Source organism: Brevundimonas sp. KH_058, from assembly GCF_057838505.1.
Genome location: NZ_CM174469.1, coordinates 2,908,599 through 2,925,689, shown reverse-complemented (window position 1 = coordinate 2,925,689; position 17,091 = coordinate 2,908,599). Strand labels below are relative to the sequence as shown.

16 protein-coding genes are annotated in these 17,091 nt (G+C 66.3%); 4 read left to right on the top strand and 12 right to left on the bottom strand.

Annotated features, from left to right (window positions below):
• Positions 1-76 precede the first annotated feature (76 nt).
• Both AC3ISA_RS14475 and AC3ISA_RS14470 read left to right on the top strand, forming a co-directional pair.
• Positions 77-973 (top strand): flagellar motor protein MotB, encoded by an 897-nt coding sequence (locus AC3ISA_RS14475; protein ID WP_489178421.1) that lies wholly within the window; start codon positions 77-79, stop codon positions 971-973.
• Positions 974-1,087: 114 nt separating this feature from the next.
• Entirely contained in the window at positions 1,088-1,825 is a 738-nt protein-coding gene (locus AC3ISA_RS14470) for an arginyltransferase (protein ID WP_489178420.1), read from the top strand.
• A gap of 183 nt (positions 1,826-2,008) precedes the next feature.
• Here AC3ISA_RS14470 and parC read toward each other — a convergent pair whose 3' ends face one another.
• Entirely contained in the window at positions 2,009-4,210 is a 2,202-nt protein-coding gene (parC, locus tag AC3ISA_RS14465) for a DNA topoisomerase IV subunit A (protein WP_372691991.1), read from the bottom strand.
• Positions 4,211-4,351: 141 nt separating this feature from the next.
• Between parC and AC3ISA_RS14460 the strand changes: the two genes are divergently transcribed.
• Complete coding sequence (locus AC3ISA_RS14460; RefSeq protein ID WP_489178419.1) at positions 4,352-5,482, top strand: NAD(P)H-dependent flavin oxidoreductase; 1,131 nt, start codon at positions 4,352-4,354, stop codon at positions 5,480-5,482.
• On the top strand, positions 5,479-7,209 hold the full coding sequence (locus tag AC3ISA_RS14455; RefSeq protein ID WP_489178418.1) for a cytochrome c biogenesis protein DipZ: 1,731 nt from the start codon (positions 5,479-5,481) through the stop codon (positions 7,207-7,209). Before AC3ISA_RS14460 ends, AC3ISA_RS14455 begins: the two co-directional genes overlap by 4 nt.
• Here AC3ISA_RS14455 and recO read toward each other — a convergent pair.
• The 11 genes from recO to AC3ISA_RS14400 are packed head-to-tail and all read right to left on the bottom strand — an operon-like array spanning position 7,206 to position 17,024.
• Positions 7,206-7,937, bottom strand: a complete 732-nt coding sequence (recO, locus tag AC3ISA_RS14450; protein WP_489178417.1) for a DNA repair protein RecO — start codon at positions 7,935-7,937, stop codon at positions 7,206-7,208. The genes AC3ISA_RS14455 and recO overlap by 4 nt on opposite strands.
• Positions 7,937-8,413, bottom strand: a complete 477-nt coding sequence (locus AC3ISA_RS14445) for a nuclear transport factor 2 family protein (RefSeq protein WP_489178416.1) — start codon at positions 8,411-8,413, stop codon at positions 7,937-7,939. Before AC3ISA_RS14445 ends, recO begins: the two co-directional genes overlap by 1 nt.
• A 48-nt stretch (positions 8,414-8,461) precedes the next feature.
• A complete protein-coding gene (locus AC3ISA_RS14440; RefSeq protein WP_489178415.1) occupies positions 8,462-9,709 on the bottom strand; it encodes a serine hydrolase domain-containing protein in 1,248 nt (415 codons plus the stop codon).
• Positions 9,710-9,715: 6 nt separating this feature from the next.
• Positions 9,716-10,663 carry a GTPase Era gene (gene era, locus AC3ISA_RS14435; RefSeq protein ID WP_135196008.1) on the bottom strand — a complete coding sequence of 316 codons (948 nt, stop codon included), beginning with the start codon at positions 10,661-10,663 and terminating at the stop codon, positions 9,716-9,718.
• Positions 10,660-11,370, bottom strand: a complete 711-nt coding sequence (gene rnc, locus AC3ISA_RS14430) for a ribonuclease III (RefSeq protein WP_489178414.1) — start codon at positions 11,368-11,370, stop codon at positions 10,660-10,662. The genes era and rnc overlap by 4 nt, the downstream gene beginning before the upstream one ends.
• Entirely contained in the window at positions 11,370-12,275 is a 906-nt protein-coding gene (lepB, locus tag AC3ISA_RS14425; protein WP_489178413.1) for a signal peptidase I, read from the bottom strand. Before lepB ends, rnc begins: the two co-directional genes overlap by 1 nt.
• 56 nt (positions 12,276-12,331) lie before the next feature.
• Positions 12,332-12,733: a holo-ACP synthase gene (gene acpS / locus AC3ISA_RS14420; protein WP_372691980.1), complete on the bottom strand. Its 402-nt coding sequence runs from the start codon at positions 12,731-12,733 to the stop codon at positions 12,332-12,334.
• A complete protein-coding gene (locus tag AC3ISA_RS14415) occupies positions 12,730-13,470 on the bottom strand; it encodes a pyridoxine 5'-phosphate synthase (RefSeq protein WP_489178412.1) in 741 nt (246 codons plus the stop codon). Before AC3ISA_RS14415 ends, acpS begins: the two co-directional genes overlap by 4 nt.
• Before the next feature lie 4 nt (positions 13,471-13,474).
• Entirely contained in the window at positions 13,475-14,059 is a 585-nt protein-coding gene (pyrE, locus tag AC3ISA_RS14410) for an orotate phosphoribosyltransferase (protein ID WP_489178411.1), read from the bottom strand.
• 50 nt (positions 14,060-14,109) lie between these two features.
• Positions 14,110-14,868 carry an LOG family protein gene (locus AC3ISA_RS14405; protein WP_489178410.1) on the bottom strand — a complete coding sequence of 253 codons (759 nt, stop codon included), beginning with the start codon at positions 14,866-14,868 and terminating at the stop codon, positions 14,110-14,112.
• Positions 14,865-17,024: a RelA/SpoT family protein gene (locus AC3ISA_RS14400; RefSeq protein ID WP_489180118.1), complete on the bottom strand. Its 2,160-nt coding sequence runs from the start codon at positions 17,022-17,024 to the stop codon at positions 14,865-14,867. The genes AC3ISA_RS14405 and AC3ISA_RS14400 overlap by 4 nt, the downstream gene beginning before the upstream one ends.
• Positions 17,025-17,091: the final 67 nt, after the last annotated feature.

The window sequence follows — 17,091 nt, the reverse complement described above, 5'->3', positions numbered from 1 at the left end:
CGCCGGGGTTCAAGGTCAACGCCCGGTTAACCTTGGCGAGGGCATTATGGGACAACACTCCTCGGGATACGTGTCCATGTCCGTGAGCGATCGTCCGATCCTCATCAAGAAGGTCAAGAAGGTCTCCGGCGGAGGCCACCACGGCGGTGCGTGGAAGGTGGCCTATGCGGACTTCGTGACCGCCATGATGGCCTTCTTCCTGCTGATGTGGCTGATCAATACGACCGACCCGGAACAAAAGCGCGGCATCGCCGAATATTTCGCACCCGCCAGCGTGTCCGAGACGACCTCCGGCTCGGGCGGCATCCTGGGCGGCACGTCGCTGGGCGACGACGGCCCCAAGAGTTCCGGCTCGCAATCCGTGCTTCAGGAACTGGCGCCCGAGGCGCCGGCGACCGACCAGACCGGCCCCAGTTCGAACCTGTCGTCCGCCAGCGACGCGGCCCTTCAGGCCGAAATCCAAAAACGCGAAGCCGCCGAGTTCGCCAGCGCCGCCGAATCCCTGCGTCAGGCCATGCAGTCGATGCCGGAACTGGCCGAACTGTCTAAACAGCTGATCGTCGATCAGACGCCCGAGGGCCTGCGCATCCAGCTGGTCGATCAGGAAGGCCGGTCGATGTTCGACAACAACTCGGCGCGACCCAACGCGCGCGCCCAGGTGCTGCTGCGCGCCATATCCAAGGTCATCAATCAACTGCCGAACCGCATCTCCATCACCGGCCACACCAGCGCCACGCCCGGCTCCAGCCGCGCCAGCGCCCCGGCTGACTGGACGCTGTCGTCCGAACGCGCCAACGGCTCGCGCCTGGTGCTTCAGGGTGCGGGCGTCGATCCCGACCGGGTCTATTCGGTGGCTGGCAAGGCGGGGTCCGACCCCCTCTATCCTGACGATCCCACCCTGGCCGGCAACCGCCGCATCGCCATCGTCCTGCTGCGCGAGGCGCCCGTCCTGCCGATGGACACCTCCCTGTGACCCTGCTCGGCTGCGACGTGAACACGCTTGCAGCCCAGCCACGAATGACGCCAAATCGCGCCATGAGCGTTCAACTGTCGCAATATTGGCAAGATCGGATGCGGACCTGAGGCCGTGACCCAGCACGTACCGACACGCCAGCTCCGGTTCTTCATGACTTCGGTCGCGCCCTGCCCCTATCTGCCGGGCAAGACCGAGCGGAAGGTGTTCGCCAACCTGCCCTTCTCCGACGGCGCCCACGTCAACGACGAACTGACCATCGCCGGCTTCCGCCGCAGCCAGAACATCGCCTATCGCCCGGCCTGCGAGGCCTGCGACGCCTGCGTTTCCGTGCGCCTGCCGGTGCCCGAGTTCGCCTTCAGCCGATCGCAGCGCAAGGTGCTGGCTCGCAACGACGACCTGTCGCGCAGCCTGGTCGAGGCCGAGGCCACGACAGAACAGTTCCAGCTTCTGCGCCGCTATCTGACCACCCGCCACCCGACCGGCGGCATGAGCGACATGGGCTGGCTCGACTACGTCGCCATGATCGAGGACACGGCGGTCCGCACCCATCTGATCGAATATCGCCTTCCCTCGATCGATGGCGGCCCCGGCGATCTGGTCGCCGTGACCCTAACCGACCTGCTCAAGGACGGGCTATCGATGGTCTACAGCTTCTACGAGCCGACGATGGAGCGCCGCAGCCTGGGGCGGTTCGCCATTCTCGACCATGTGCGCCAAGCCGCGATCGTCGGTCTGCCCTTCGTCTATCTGGGCTACTGGGTCCAGGGATCGGCCAAGATGGACTACAAGGCCGACTTCCGCCCGATGGAAGTCCTCGGGAAGCTGGGCTGGTCGCGGCGGGAAGACTAAAGCCCGCCCCTCTCCCTCCCCGTTTCGGGGAGGGTCGTCGCGCCAGCGACGGGGTGGGGGCGGCCCGTTAGGGACGCATATTTTTCATCAAAACAGGTCTGTGGGACGTCGCTCTGCCCTCCCCACCCGGCTTCGGCTGCGCCTCAGCCACCCTCCCCGAAACGGGGAGGGAGAAGTAACTTTCTACCTGAACTTCCTTAAGCCCCGCGGTCCCTGACGGCCGGCGCCGGCGCGTTTGCCCAGCCAGTCCTTCCAGTCGGGCCAGTTGCGACGACGCCCGCCGCCATCGGCCCATTCCGGCCCCTGTTCGGCGTTGAACACAGTCACGTCGGCCAGGCCGCCCTGTTTGAAGTTCTGCAGGCGCACCCCCTTGCCGCGTCCCATCTCGGGCAGTTCGGCCAGCGGGAAGATCAGCGCCTTGATGTTCTCGCCGATGGTCGCGACGTGATCACCGGTCACGCGCAACACAGCCAGCATGTCGCCGTTCAGCACCTGTTTGCCGCCCCGCTTCTGGGCCAGGGTGTCGTCTTCCGGCGCGATGAAGCCGTAACCGGCCTTGGACGCGATCAGCAGTTTGCCGCCCGGCTGATGCGCCAGGACGTTGATGATTTCGGCCTTCTCGTCCAGATCGATCATCAGGCGCAGCGGCTCGCCATGCCCTCGACCCGACGCAAGCTTGTCGGCCCCGATGGTGAAGATGCGCCCATCCGACGCCGCCACCAGCAGCTTATCGGTCGTATAGGCCGGCACGAGATAGGCAAGCTGGTCACCTTCCTTGAACTTCAGTTCCGACGGATCCTCGACCTTGCCCTTGGCGGCGCGGATCCAGCCGCGTTCCGACAGGATGACGGTTATCGCTTCACGCGGGATGAAGGCCTCGGGCGCGACGAAGGCCGAGCTGTCGACGGCGTCGGCGATGGTGGTCCGACGCGGCGAGATCAGCGCCTTGCGCACCACCTCCAGCTCCTTGGACACGGCCTTCCACTGCTTGCCTTCCGACGACGTCAGCGCTTGCAGATGTGCAAGTTCTTCCGACAACGCATTGAATTCCTTCTCGATCGCCATTTCCTCGATCCGCGCCAACTGACGTAGACGGGTGTCGAGAATATAGTCGGACTGGGCTTCGGTCAGACCGAAGCGGGCGATCAGCACCGCCTTGGGCTGCTCCTCCTCGCGAACGATGCGGATCACCTCGTCCAGGTTGAGGAAGACGATGCGCAGGCCTTCCAGCAGGTGAAGCCGCTTCTCGACCCGCTCGATCCGCCATTGCGAACGTCGGTTCAAGACCACGCGGCGGTGATCCAGGAAGGCGCGCAGGCAGTCCTTCAGCCCCATGACGCGCGGCGTGCCGCTGGCGTCCAGCACGTTCATGTTGATCGGGAAGCGGACCTCCAGATCGGACAGTTTGAACAGGCTTTCCATCAGCATTTCAGGCTCGATGGTGCGGTTCTTGGGCTCCAGGATCAGGCGGATATCCTCGGCGGACTCGTCGCGCACGTCGCCCAGCAGCGGCGCCTTCTTGTGCTCGATCAGGTCCGCCAGCGCCTCGATCAGGCGCGACTTCTGAACTTGGTACGGCATCTCGGTGACGATGATCCGCCACACGCCGCGCCCCAGGTCCTCGGTCTCCCAACGCGCGCGCAGACGCACCCCGCCCCGGCCCGTCTCATAGGCGTCCAGGATCGAGGCATGACCTTCGACGGCCACGCCGCCGGTCGGGAAGTCCGGTCCCGGCACCAGTTGCACCAGTTCCGCCGTCGTCGTCTCGGGCCTGTCCAGCAGCATCTGGCAGGCGTCGATCAGCTCACCGACATTGTGCGGCGGGATCGAAGTCGCCATGCCGACGGCGATGCCGGACGAGCCGTTGGCAAGCAGATTGGGGAAGCCGGCCGGCAGGACGATGGGCTCCTCGTCCTGATCGTCATAGGTGGCGCGGAAATCCACCGAATCCTGATCGATCCCCTCCAGCAACAGCACGGCGGCAGGCGTCAGCTTGCACTCGGTATAGCGCATGGCTGCGGCGCTATCGCCGTCGATATTGCCGAAATTCCCCTGACCGTCGACCAGCGGATAGCGCTGGGCGAAATCCTGGGCCAGACGCACCAGGGCCTCATAGATCGAGGCGTCGCCGTGAGGGTGGTATCCGCCCATGACTTCGCCGACGACCTTGGCGCATTTGCGCGCCGCCGCCTGCGGGTTCAGCCGCATCTGGTGCATGGCGTACAGGATGCGCCGGTGCACGGGCTTGAACCCGTCGCGCACGTCCGGCAGGGCGCGGTTGGTGATGGTCGACAGGGCGTAGGCCAGATAGCGACGGCTGAGCGCCGTCTCCATCGGCTCGTCGATGATACGGCCGCCTTCCGGCGGCGGGGCGTGGATCGTCATGGGCCAGCGAATCGGGGATGGGAAGCCGGAAGTCTAGCCCGAAGCAGCGTCTAAGTCGGGGATAGTTAGCGCGGCGAACGCATGGACGCTCTTTTGGATCGTGTCGTTGGCGCCTAAGTGGATGTCAGCAAGGAGCGCACCGTGAACACTGGCCTGACGCAAGCCTTCCGCCTCCAACATCCGATCATCCAGGCGCCGATGGCGGGAACCTCGACGCCTGCACTCGCCGCAGCCGTGTCCAACGTCGGAGCGCTCGGCTCCATCGCGATCGGCGCCTCGGACGCCGAAGAAGCCCGACGCCAGATTCAGGCAACCCGCGCGCTCACCGACCGGCCGTTCAACGTCAACGTCTTCTGCCATGCGACCGCCGCGCACGACCCCGACGGCGACCAGAGCTGGATCGACAGTTTGCGGACCTTGTTCGACCGGTTCGACACCAGACCGCCTGAGCACCTGCGCGAAATCTACGGCAGTTTCCTGACGGACGAGGCCAAGCTGCAGGTGCTGTTGGAGGAACGACCTGCCGCCGTCAGCTTTCATTTCGGCCTGCCGACGCCGAGCCAGATCGCTGCCCTGAAGGCCGCCGGCATTGTCCTCTTGGCGACCGCGACCTCACCCGCCGAGGGTCAGGCGGTCCAGGCGGCGGGGATCGACATGGTCGTCGCCCAGGGCTGGGAGGCCGGCGGCCATCGGGGCGTGTTCGATCCCGCCGACGACCTGCGGCTCTCAACTCTGCCTTTGACGCGGATGATGGCCCGCCAGTTGACCATTCCGGTGATCGCAGCCGGCGGCATCATGGACGGGCAAGGCGTGGCGGCGGCCATGATGCTGGGGGCGGCAGGCGCGCAACTGGGCACCGCCTTCGTGCCCTGCCCCGAATCGGCGGCCGACAAGGCCTATCGCCTGGCCATGGCGGGCCCTGACGCATACCGGACGCGGGTCTCGGCGGTCATATCGGGACGACCGGCGCGCGGTCTGGAGAACGATTTCATGCGGTCCGCCGATCCCGACCGGGTCGCCGCCTATCCCCGCGCCTATGACATTGGCAAGGCGCTGAACGCGGCTGCGAAGGCGGCAGGCGAAGACGGCTATGCCGCGCAGTGGGCCGGCCAGGGCGCGCCGCTGGCCCGCGCCATGCCCGCCGGCGCGCTGGTCGGTCTTCTGGCCGACGAACTTCAGCAGGCCCAGCAGAGCTTTATGCACGCTGAAGCCAACCGGACGGCAGGCCCGAACGTAGCCAATAGCGAACCCCTACGTCAGGCCGCGCCATGATCCTGTTCCTGCTTTCCTATCTCGCTGGCGTCCTGACCATCGTCAGTCCCTGCATATTGCCTGTCCTGCCGTTCGTTTTCGCGCGTGCCGGCCGGCCGTTCCTGCGCAATGGGTTTCCGCTGCTGGTTGGGATGGCGGTCACCTTCGCGGGCGTGGCGACGCTGGCGGCGCTGGGCGGCGGGTGGGCGGTGCGCGCCAATGAGGTCGGGCGCTGGGTCGCGCTGGGCGTGATGGCGGTCCTGGGCCTGAGCTTGCTGTTCCCCGCAGTGGGCGACCGGCTGATGCGGCCGTTCGTCGCCGCCGGTTCCTGGCTGACGGACCGTGCGGAACGTCACAGTGGTGATCAGGGCGAGGTGCGAGCCTCTCTGCTGCTGGGCGTTGCGACGGGTCTGCTGTGGGCGCCGTGCGCCGGGCCGATCCTGGGCGTGATCCTGACGGGCGCAGCGCTTCAGGGCGCGGGCGTCGGCACGACGGTGTTGCTGCTGGCCTATGCGGCGGGCGCGGCGACGTCCCTGGGTCTGGCCCTGCTGGTCGGCGGTCGTGTGTTCAAGGCCATGAAGGGCGCATTGGGCGTCGGCGAATGGGTGCGTCGCGGGCTGGGCGTGCTGGTCCTGATCGGCGTGGTCGTCATCGGCCTGGGCGCCGATACCGGCCTGCTGACCCGTATTTCCGCCGCCAGCACAGGCCGGATCGAACAGGCGCTGCTGGGTGGGATCGGGCGCGGCATGCCGACGAACGAAGCCCCGACCGATCTGGCGAACCTGCCGGTCGAGGGCGTCATGCCGCCGCTGACGGGCGCGACGACCTGGATCAACTCCCCGCCCCTGACGACCGAGCAACTGCGCGGCAAGGTCGTGGTGGTCGATTTCTGGACCTACTCCTGCATCAACTGCATCCGCTCCATCCCCTACGTCCGCGCCTGGGCCGAGAAGTACAAGGATCAGGGCCTGGTGGTGATCGGCGTCCACACGCCGGAGTTCGCTTTCGAAAAATCCGAGGCCAACGTCCGCCAGAACATTCAGCGGTTGGGCATCACCTATCCCGTCGCCATGGACAACGAATTCGGCATCTGGCGCGCGTTCAAGAACCAGTACTGGCCCGCCCACTACTTCATCGACGCCAAGGGCCAGATTCGTCACCACCACTTCGGCGAAGGCGACTATGAGGGCTCCGAACGGGTGATCCAGCAACTGCTCAAGGAAGCCGGGGCCGCAAACGTCGCCAGCAATGTCGTCAGCGTTCAGGCTCAGGGTGCTGAGGCGGCCGCCGACATGGCCCAGGTCCAATCGCCGGAAACCTATGTCGGCTATGCCCGCGCCGAGAACTTCCGTTCGCCCGGCGGCCTGGCCAATGATGTCATCAAGGACTACGTCGCCGCGCCGCTGCAACTGAACGGCTGGAACCTGTCCGGCCGCTGGAGGGTCACCCGCGAACACGCCGACCTTCAGACTGCTGGAGGGCGTGTCGCATTCCGCTTCAAGGCCCGCGACCTGCACCTGGTGATGGGGCCGAGCAAGACCAGCGAACAGCCGCGTTTCCGTATCCTTGTCGATGGCGCCGCGCCAGGCTCGAACGCGGGCAGCGACATCGACGCCCAGGGCCTGGGTCGGGTCGATGGTGAACGGCTCTATCAACTGGTTCGCCAGACGGGTGCGGTGCGCGAGCGGACGTTCCAGATCGAATTCCTGGATCCCGGCGTTCAGGTGTTCGCCTTCACCTTCGGCTAGAGCCGGCCTGCGTCGCCCAGCTTGTCCAGCATCCACACGCGCGCGGCCGGCAGGGGCTTGTTCTGCGGGTGGAATACGAACTGTTCGAGGAAATGCCCGGTCAGATCGAACCCAGCCTTCACGTCGCCCTCGATCAGCCCCGCCTGGGCGCCCAGCATGAAGGGCGGCAAGGCCAGCATCTTGTCGGCATAGGGCGCGCCGGCTTCGCGGCTGACCGCCCGGCCGGTGCGGGGGCTGACGTAAATCAGGTCGTCGGCCGTGCCCGTCGCCGCGCATTTCGACAGATCGAGGCCAAAGCCCAGGTCTTCCAGCAGCCCCGCCTCGAACCGCACGAAGATGGCGGGCCAGACATCCGGCAGGGCGAAGGCCGCCATCAGCGCCTCGAAGGCCAGAAAGATGCCCGGGTGCGGCTCGCGCTCGGGCAAGGCCCCTTGCGCCACGCCGGCCGCCGCCGCCAACCCGGTCAGCGCCAGGGCGTCGTCGAACAGGGCGCTGGGCCCCTCGCCTACCGGCTCCAGCCGCGCAGCGCCCAGATGATCCGAGGTTCGCGCGCGATAGTCCGCCACGACCCGCGCTCCAGCTTGCAGGAACGGCTTCATCTTGCGCGACGCCCCGCCCGCGACATAGGCGGACCGTCGACCATGGTTCTCGGTCAACAGGTCCACCACGGACCCGGTGTCGCCATGGCTGCGCGCCGACAGGACGAACGCCTCTTCGTGAAAGTCCATCAGTCGGCCGGCCCTTCGGCGATCAATCCGACCACGCCCTTGGCCTTGTCGTTCGGCACGGTGAAGCTGAGGACATATTGCTCGATCTTCCAGCCGTCGTCGGTCAGACGCAGCACGCCCGATCCCCGCGTCAGCCCATAGGCGTCGTTGTCCAGCAGTTCGTCGAACCAGACGATGCAGCGACAATCGCCCGGCGCCAGGGTCGCCACCCGGTCATGCGGCCGATAGGTCCAGCCCTTTCCGCGCGAGAAGAACGGCGTCGCATAGGCGCGAAACTCGGCCAGCGACCAGCGCTCGGTCGCGTCCGTGCCGATGAACCGGGCGTTGGGGGTGAACAGGTCGAAATAGGCCGGGCCGTCCGCGCGTGATGCGGCCTCATGCATCCGGTCCAGAACGACGCCTGCGGTGACACTGGGGTCATCCGACGCCTGCATCAGAGACGCGGACAGGGCGAAAGCGGCGAAAAGGGCGATCATGCGCCTGTTCTAGTCCTGTTCTCCCCGTTGGGAAACCAGGTGGACGCCTCAGCGCGCCAGCGTCGTCGGAAACTCGCGACCCAGGGCTTCGGCCATCGCCTGCTGGCTGATCAGGAAGACCTGATCGCGCAGATGATAGTTGTTCGACAGGACGATCACCGTCACGTCCTCGTCGGGCTGATAGAGCATCAGGTTGCGGAACCCGCCCCAACTGCCGGTGTGATAGATCTGACGATCCTGGAAACTGGGCTGCACCTGATCGCCCAGGCGATTGGCGAAGATGCCGAAGCCCCAGTCCCGGCGCGGATGGCTGCGCTCGTTCGGTTTGGTATCCGCCGGCGCGTGGTCGGCCAGCATCTGCTGATAGCTCTCGGGCTTCAGAAGCCCACCCCGGTGCAGCGCCCTTTGCCACACCAGCAGGTCGTCCAGCGTCGAATAGACCGCGCCCGCCCCTGCAACGATGGAGGTGTTGGCGTTCGGCTGGGCCGCCAGCCCGCCGGGGAAGTTGGCGTAGCCCATGATGACGCCGTGATCGCCGCCGTCCAGATCCAGCCCGCTGTCCTTCATGCCCAAAGGTTTGAAAAAGGTCTCGCGCATATAGGTCTGATACGGCTTGCCGCTGGCCCTTTCGACGATGGCGGCGGCCAGGTTGAAGGCGGCGTTGTCGTATCGGACCTCTGTCCCCGGTTCGAACTGCAGGCCGAACCGCTTCGAATCCTCGGTCAGTTCGTCCAGCGTCGCGGGCGTCGTGCGGCGCATGCCCCAACCGGGCCGCGCCATCAGGTCGGGAATGCCCGAGGTGTGCGACAGCAGATGGCTGATCCGTACCGGCGCCCAGGCCTGCGGGCAGGGCTGGATCCATTTGCAGACAGGGTCGGAGACGTTCAGCTTGCCTTCGTCCTGAAGCTTCAGGATCGCCGTCGCCGTGAACTGTTTCGAGATCGAGGCCAGGCGGAAGCGCGAGTCCAGCGCCAGCGGCTGGTCCCGCTCATGGTTCGCCTTGCCATAGACCTGGCGGAACAAGACCCGGTCGCCCTTGGCCACCAGAACCGCGCCCATGAACCGGCCTGCCGCCGCCTCGCGATCCATCCGCGCCGCCAGTTGCGGCAGGTCCTGAACCACGACCAAGGGCGGACGCGGCGGCGCATCGGCCCGCTCCGTCACCAAGGCTGCATCGGTCTTGGGTGGAACAGCCGTGGCGATGCCGCCCCAGACCGCGCCGCCGAGGATCAGCGCCCCAAGGACGCCCAGAACAAGCCGGGGATGGCCCCCAGCAGTACGCGGTACTTCAAACACAGGAACTCAGACGTCGAAATCCAGACCAAACTGGGCGTAGAGCGCCCGCGAATCCTGCCACTTCGGATCGACCTTGACCGTCAGGAACAGGTGGACCTGACGACCGAGGAGCTCATTCAGCTCCTCGCGCGACTTCTGGCCGATCCATTTCAGGGTCTGGCCGCCCTTGCCCAGTACGATGGGCCGCTGGCTCTCGCGCTCGACATAGATAGTCTGTTCGATCCGGGCCGAGCCGTCGGCGCGCTCCTCGAAACTGGTCGTCTCGACCGCCGCCGAATAGGGCAGCTCCTCGTGGACGCGGAGATAGACCTTCTCGCGCGTGATCTCCGCCGCCAGAACCCGCACCGGCACATCCGCCGCCTGATCTTCGGGATAGAGCCACGGCCCCTTGGGCATGGACAGGGCCAGACGCTGCTTAAGGTCCTCCACGCCGTCGCCGTTGGCGGCGGAAATCATATAAACCTCGGAGTAGACGCCGCTCTCGAACATCTTCTGCGACAGGGCCAGCAGCGTGTCGCGGCGCATTCCGTCAATCTTGTTCAACGCCAGCACCACCTTCGTCCCCGTGGACTGCAGGTTGGCGATGATGGTCTCGGTGTCCTCGGCCGAGCGGCGATCCGCCGCCGTGCCTTCACGGCCTTCCGAATTGATATGCGACTGGGCGTCGATCAGGTGGACGACGATATCCGCATCCTGCGCCCCGCCCCAGGCCGAGGCGACCATGGCCCGGTCCAGGCGACGGCGCGGGGTGAAGATGCCGGGCGTGTCCACCAGCACGATCTGGGCGTCGCCTTCCATGGCGATACCACGCACGGGAAAGCGCGTAGTCTGCACCTTCTGCGTGACGATGGAGACCTTGGATCCGGTCAGCCGGTTCACCAGCGTGGACTTGCCGGCGTTCGGCGCGCCAATGATGGCGGCGAAGCCCGCGCGCTGGTTTTCGAAATCGGTCAAATGACGCCTTCACGTTTGAGGAGAGCCGTTGCGGCCGCCTTCTCCGCCTCCTGACGCGAACGCCCTTGCGCGGTCAAGGGCTGCACGTCCTGCACGGAAACTTCGACGGTGAATGTCGGCGCATGATCCGAACCCGTCCGATCCGACACGCGATAGGTCGGCAGCGGCCTGCCCTTGCCTTGCGCCCATTCCTGAAGCGCCGATTTGGGATTGGTCACGGTCCGCGACGGCGGCGCCGACAGTTCGTCGGCCCAGGCGACTTCGAAGAAGCTTCGCGCCGCATCCAGACCGCCGTCCAGGTAGACGGCCGCCAGTATGGCCTCGACCGCATCGGCGATGACGCCCGCCTTGCGACGGCCGCCCGTCTTGGTCTCGCCGGGCGACAGACGCATGGCCGGACCGACGCCCAGGGCCTCGCCGACGCGAGCGCAGGCGGTCTTGTCGACCAGAGCATGCAGGCTTGAAGACAGCTGACCTTCGTCGGCCGTCGGGAACTCGGCCGACAGCCGCTCGGCGACCAGCAGTCCCAGCACCCGGTCGCCCAAGAACTCTAGTCGCTCGTTGTCGCGCGGGCCGTGAATCCCGACCGGCGCCCCCTCGCCCACGCTGGCGTGGGTCAGGGCGCGCTCCAGCAGGGCCTTGTCCTTGAACGTGTGTCCCAGGCGCGTTTCCAGCGCCGTGACGGCTTCGGCTCGCGTATTCGCCATTACTTCAAGACGTTGAAGAACCGGTCGAGCCGCACGTTGAACCAGCTGACAGGGTTCCACAGCGACGAACCGGGCTTCCAAGAGAACAGGATGATCTGGGCCTTGCCGACCAAGTTCTCGGCCGGGACCATGCCCACGCCGCTGGACTGTTCGACGCGGCTGTCGATCGAGTTGTCGCGGTTGTCGCCCATCATGAAGTAGTGGCCGGCCGGGACTTCATAGACCGGGGTGTCGTCCAGATCGTTTCCAGGACCGAAGTCCTGGGTCATGAAGCTCTTGCCTTCCGGCAGGGTCTCGCGAACCTCGGTCACCGGGCGCGGGCCGAAGATGTCGTTGATCTCCTGCTCGCTGACCACCACGTCCTGAACCGGCTTGTCGTTGATATACAACTTATTGGCGATCATCTGGATGCGGTCGCCGGGCAGGCCGATCACGCGCTTGATGAAGTCCGTCTTGTTGTCGCGCGGCAGTTTGAACACGACGATGTCGCCGCGCTTGGGCGCCGAGCCCATGATCCGGCCGTCGAACAGCGGCGGGCTGAACGGGATCGAATGTTTCGAGAAGCCGTAAGACCACTTCGACACGACGATATAGTCGCCTTCATAGAGGTTGGGCTCCATTGACGCCGACGGAATGGTGAAGGGCTGGAACAGAAAGATCCGCAGCACCATCGCGATCAGCAGGGCGAAGACGATGGTCTTGAAGATCTCGCCGGTCTCGCTGGCGGCCGACGGCGTCTTGTCGCGACCGCCCGGCTTTTGCGCATAGACCTTCTGGTTCGACGTGGTCGCGTTTGAAGTCGGCGACTTGACCGCCTCGACCGGCGCGTCGGCCTCCGACGCCGCGAAGACTTCCTCGGGCGTGGCGTCACGCTTGGCGTCGTGGGGCTTTTGGTGTTCGCTCATGCGATCAGGCATCCCTTGCCGCGTGTTCGCGGTCGTCGCGCACGCCTATAACCTGATTACGACTGCGGCAAGGCTTCGATCACCACGAAGGCGAGCGCATAGGGGTGTTCGTCGCTCAGCGTCAGGTGGATTTTCGTCTCATGCCCCGCGGGCGTCAGGCGCGCTAGATGCTCGGCCGCATGGCCGGTCAGCGCCAGGGTCGGCTGACCGGAACGCAGGTTCACCACCCCCATGTCGCGCCAGTAGACATCGGCCCGCATGCCCGTGCCGAGCGCCTTGGCGCAGGCCTCCTTGGCCGCGAACCGCTTGGCGTAGCTCCAGGCCGGATCAGGCTTGCGGTCCGAGCGGGTGCGTTCAAGCTCGGTGAAGCAGCGGGTCTTGAAGCGATCTCCGAACCGATCCAGCGACGCCTGGATGCGCCGGATGTCCGACAGGTCCGCGCCGACGCCGATGATCATTTCGCCGCATCCATCGCAGCCCGCATGCGGCGGATCGCGCCGTCCAGGCCGATGAAGATCGAATCGCCGATCAGGAAATGGCCGATGTTCAGCTCGCGAACCTCGGGGATCGCCAGCATGCGCGGCGCCGTGTCGTAGTCCAGCCCGTGACCGGCGTGGACCTCCAGCCCCAGGATGTCGGCCTGGGCGGCGGCGGCGGCGAGACGTTCGAACTCGACCTCCCGCTCGCCGGGATCGGTCAGGTGGCAGTATCGGCCGGTGTGGAACTCGACGACCTGGGCGCCCACGGCGGCCGCAGCCTCGACCTGCTCTTCCGACGGTTCGATGAACAGCGAGACCCGGATGCCGGCGTCCGTCAAAGTCTTGACCACAGGCGCGATCCGCGCCTCATGACCCGCGACCGCCAAACCGCCCTCGGTCGTCACCTCCTCGCGCCGCTCGGGCACCAGGCAGGCGGCGTGCGGCTTGTGCCGCAGGGCGATGGCCAGCATCTCTTCCGTCACTGCCATCTCGAAGTTCAACGGCTTGCCAGCTCGCGCGCACAGGGCGCTCAGCACGTCGATGTCGGCGTCGGTGATGTGGCGGCGGTCTTCGCGCAAATGGGCCGTGATGCCGTCGGCCCCGGCCGCCAGGGCCGCCTCGGCCGCGCGGGCCGGATCGGGATGCGTCCCGCCGCGCGCATTCCGCACCGTGGCGACGTGGTCGATGTTGACGCCGAGCCTGACCCGTTCGCGCATGGCTCTACTTCGACAATCTGCGGCTGCCGGGATCTTCCACCGGAAGCGCGGCCAGTTCCGGCGGCAAGGCGTCGGCCGCATAGGCCGGCACCTCCAGCGAGGCCAGGGCGATCAGCGGCACGCCCACGTCCACCTTGCCGCCCGAGCGATCGACGATACAGGCGGCGGCGATCACCTCGCCCCCCGCCGCCTGGATGGCGGCGATGCATTCACGCGAGGACAGGCCGGTGGTGACGATGTCCTCGACCATGACGACCTTCTCGCCCGGCTCGACGGAGAAGCCGCGACGCAACTTGAACTGACCGGCTTCGCGCTCGACGTACATCGAACGGACCTTCAGGTGTTTGGCGGTCTCATAGCCGGGGATGATGCCGCCCACGGCAGGCGAGATGGCGACATCGACAGGGCCGACCGTGGCGACGATCTTGTCGGCCAGCGCCTTGCACAGCCGCTCGCAGCGCGCGCCGTCCATGAAGACCAGGTTCTTCTGCAGGAAAACCGGGCTGTGCAGGCCCGACGACAGGACGAAATGGCCTTCGCGCAGGGCGCCGGCGTCGCGGAACTCGTTGAGGACGTCTTGGGTGTTCATGAAGGGGTTCTAGACCCGGATTGCGCGCGGATGAACCCTCCGGCGACGCTTCATTCGATGTTTTCGTTCGGCCGCAGCCCGCGCGCCAGCAGTTCGGCCCAGACACCCTCGGCGTCCTCGGCGAAACCGATCAGGTCCAAATCCGAGGGTGCGATCATCCCATGCTCGACCAAGGCGTCGAAACCGATCACCGAGGTCCAGTAGGCCTTGTCCACCAGAACGACCGGTACAGGCGGCGCCTTCTTCGTCTGGCGCAGGGTCAGCATCTCGAACATCTCGTCGAAGGTGCCGAACCCGCCGGGAAAGACCACCAGCGCATTGGCCCGCATCGCCAGATGCATCTTCCGCATCGCGAAATAGTGGAACAGGAAGGTCAGTTCCGGCGTCGAATAGGCGTTCGGTTCCTGCTCGTGCGGCAGGACGATATTGAACCCCACGGACGGCGCGCCGGCGTCCACCGCGCCACGATTGGCGGCCTCCATGATGCCCGGCCCTCCGCCGGTGGCGATGACGTTGTCACGCGGCTCGCCCACCGAACCCCGAAACGCCCCGCCTCGCTCGGACGCCAGCCGGCCGAATGCTCGCGCCTCCTCGTACCAGCGATGGCCCTCGCGGATGCGCGCACTACCGAAAACGACGATGGTGGAGCGCACGCCCCAGGCCCTGAGCGCCTCTTCGGGCTTGGCGTATTCCATCAGGAACCGAACGCCGCGCATGGAATCGCCCAGCAGGAAGTCCTGATCCATCGCCGCCATGCGATAGGACGGCGACGCCATCTGGGCCGCGTTCGGCTTGGTGGGATTGCTCATTCGCCCCGCGCGCGCTCGACGGAATCGACCGAGGGATTGGCGCGCAGCGCCGCCATGATCATGGTCGCATGCTTGGCGTCCTCGACCTCGACATCCACGTCCACGTCGAAGAAGTCCTGCTGACGGTGCGCCATCGACAGATTGATGATGTTGCCGCCGGCCTCGCCGATCAGGGTCGTGACCTGGCCCAGCACGCCCGGCGCATTGCGGATCGTCGCGCGAATGCGAGCGGCGGCCACCGCATCCGTCTCGGCCTGGGGCGTCCATTGCAGATCGTGCCAGACCGAATCGTCGTCGGCGAAAGCCGCCAGGGTCTGACAGTCGATGGTGTGTACGGTCAGGCCGGATTCCGGCTCCAGGATGCCCACGATCCGGTCGCCCGGCACCGGCGTGCAGCACTGTCCGAAATGCACCGTCACGCCGGGCGTCAGCCCGCCGCCGCGCACGAACAGCCGCGCCTTGTCACCCTCGATCCGTTGCTTCTCCGGTCCGGCCTTCAGCCGCCCCTTCAGCGCGGGAAACAGGATTTCGGCGGCGGTCGTGGGCGACAGCCGCCCCCGGCCCAGCCCCTCGAACAGATCCTCGTCATTGGCGACCGCCAGCATCTCCAGCACCGGCTTCAGCGACACGTCGGTCAGTGTCTTTTCCACCCGCCCCAGGGTCTGATCCAGCGCCACGCGGCCCAGCTTGATGAACTCTTCCCGTTCCGACGTGCGGATGTGGCGGCGGATCGCCGAGCGCGCGCGGCCCGTCACCGTCAGGCTGCGCCAGTCGGCCGGCACTTCCCGCTTGGAGCCGCGAATGATCTCGATCACGTCGCCGTTCTGCAGCGGCGTCCGCATCGGCTTCAGCTCGCCATTGACCTTGACCCCGACGGCCGTGTCCCCGACCTCGGTGTGGACGGCATAGGCGAAGTCCAGCGGCATGCCGCCGCGCGGCAGCGTCACCAGCTGACCCTTGGGCGTGAAGACGAACACCTGATCCAGATACATTTCGAGCTTGGCGTGCTCGACCCAGTCCTCGCCACCCTCGCCGTGCTCGATCACCTGCACCAGATGGCGAAGGTTCTGCAGCGGGTCGCGCCCACCGCCCTGTTCCATCGCCTCGCGGTCGAAGCCATAGGACTGGTTCTTGTAACGCCAGTGTGCGGCGACACCATCCTCGGCGATCCGATCCATGTCCTCGGTGCGGATCTGCATTTCGATGCGCAGGCCGCGCGGCCCGACGACGGTCGTGTGCAGCGAGCGATAGTTGTTCGACTTGGGCGTCGAGATGAAGTCCTTGAACCGCTCGGGCACCATCGGCCATTCGCGGTGGATCACGCCCAGCGCGCGATAACAGTCGTCTTCCGCCTCGACGATGACGCGGAAGCCATAGATGTCCGACAGGGACGAAAAGCCGACCGACTTGCGCTGCAGCTTGCGCCAGATCGAATAGGGCGTTTTCTGCCGGCCATAGACATTGGCCTTCAGGCCCGCCTCGGACAGCACCCGCTCGACCTCGTCCGCCACGCCCTCAATGGCGCGGCCATGCTCCAGCTTCAGCGCCTCCAGCCGCCGCTCGATGGCGGTCTTGGCGGTCGGGTTCAGGTGGGTGAAGGCCAGCTCTTCCAGCTCGGAGGCGATGGAATGGATGCCGATCGAACGGCCCAGCGGCGCATAGACTTCCAGCGTTTCGCGGCTGATCCGCTCGCGCTTCTCCGGCTTCACATACTGAAGCGTGCGCATGTTGTGCAGGCGGTCGGCCAGCTTGACCAGCAACACCCGCACGTCGCGACTGATGGCCAGGATGAACTTGCGCAGGTTTTCGGCCTGTCGCGTGTGCTCGGCCTGAAGCTCCAGCCGGCTCAGCTTGGTCACGCCCTCGACCAGGACCGCGACCTCCTCGCCGAACATGCCGGCGATGTCGTCGCGCGTCGCCGAGGTGTCCTCGACCACGTCGTGCAGCAGGGCGGTGACGATGGTGGCGGTGTCGAGCTTGTAGTCGGTCAGGATCCCCGCGACCTGGATCGGGTGCGCGAAATAGGGATCGCCCGAGGCCCGCAGCTGCGAGCCGTGCATCTTCATCGCATAGACGTAGGCGCGGTTCAGAAGCGCTTCGTCTGCGGTCGGGTCATAGGCCTTTACGGCCTCGATCAGCTCGAACTGGCGCAAGATCGGCGCGCGCTTGACCGGCGCCGCGGAATCTGGGGCGGCCGATTTCGGGTCGTTTTTGTTTGCAGCT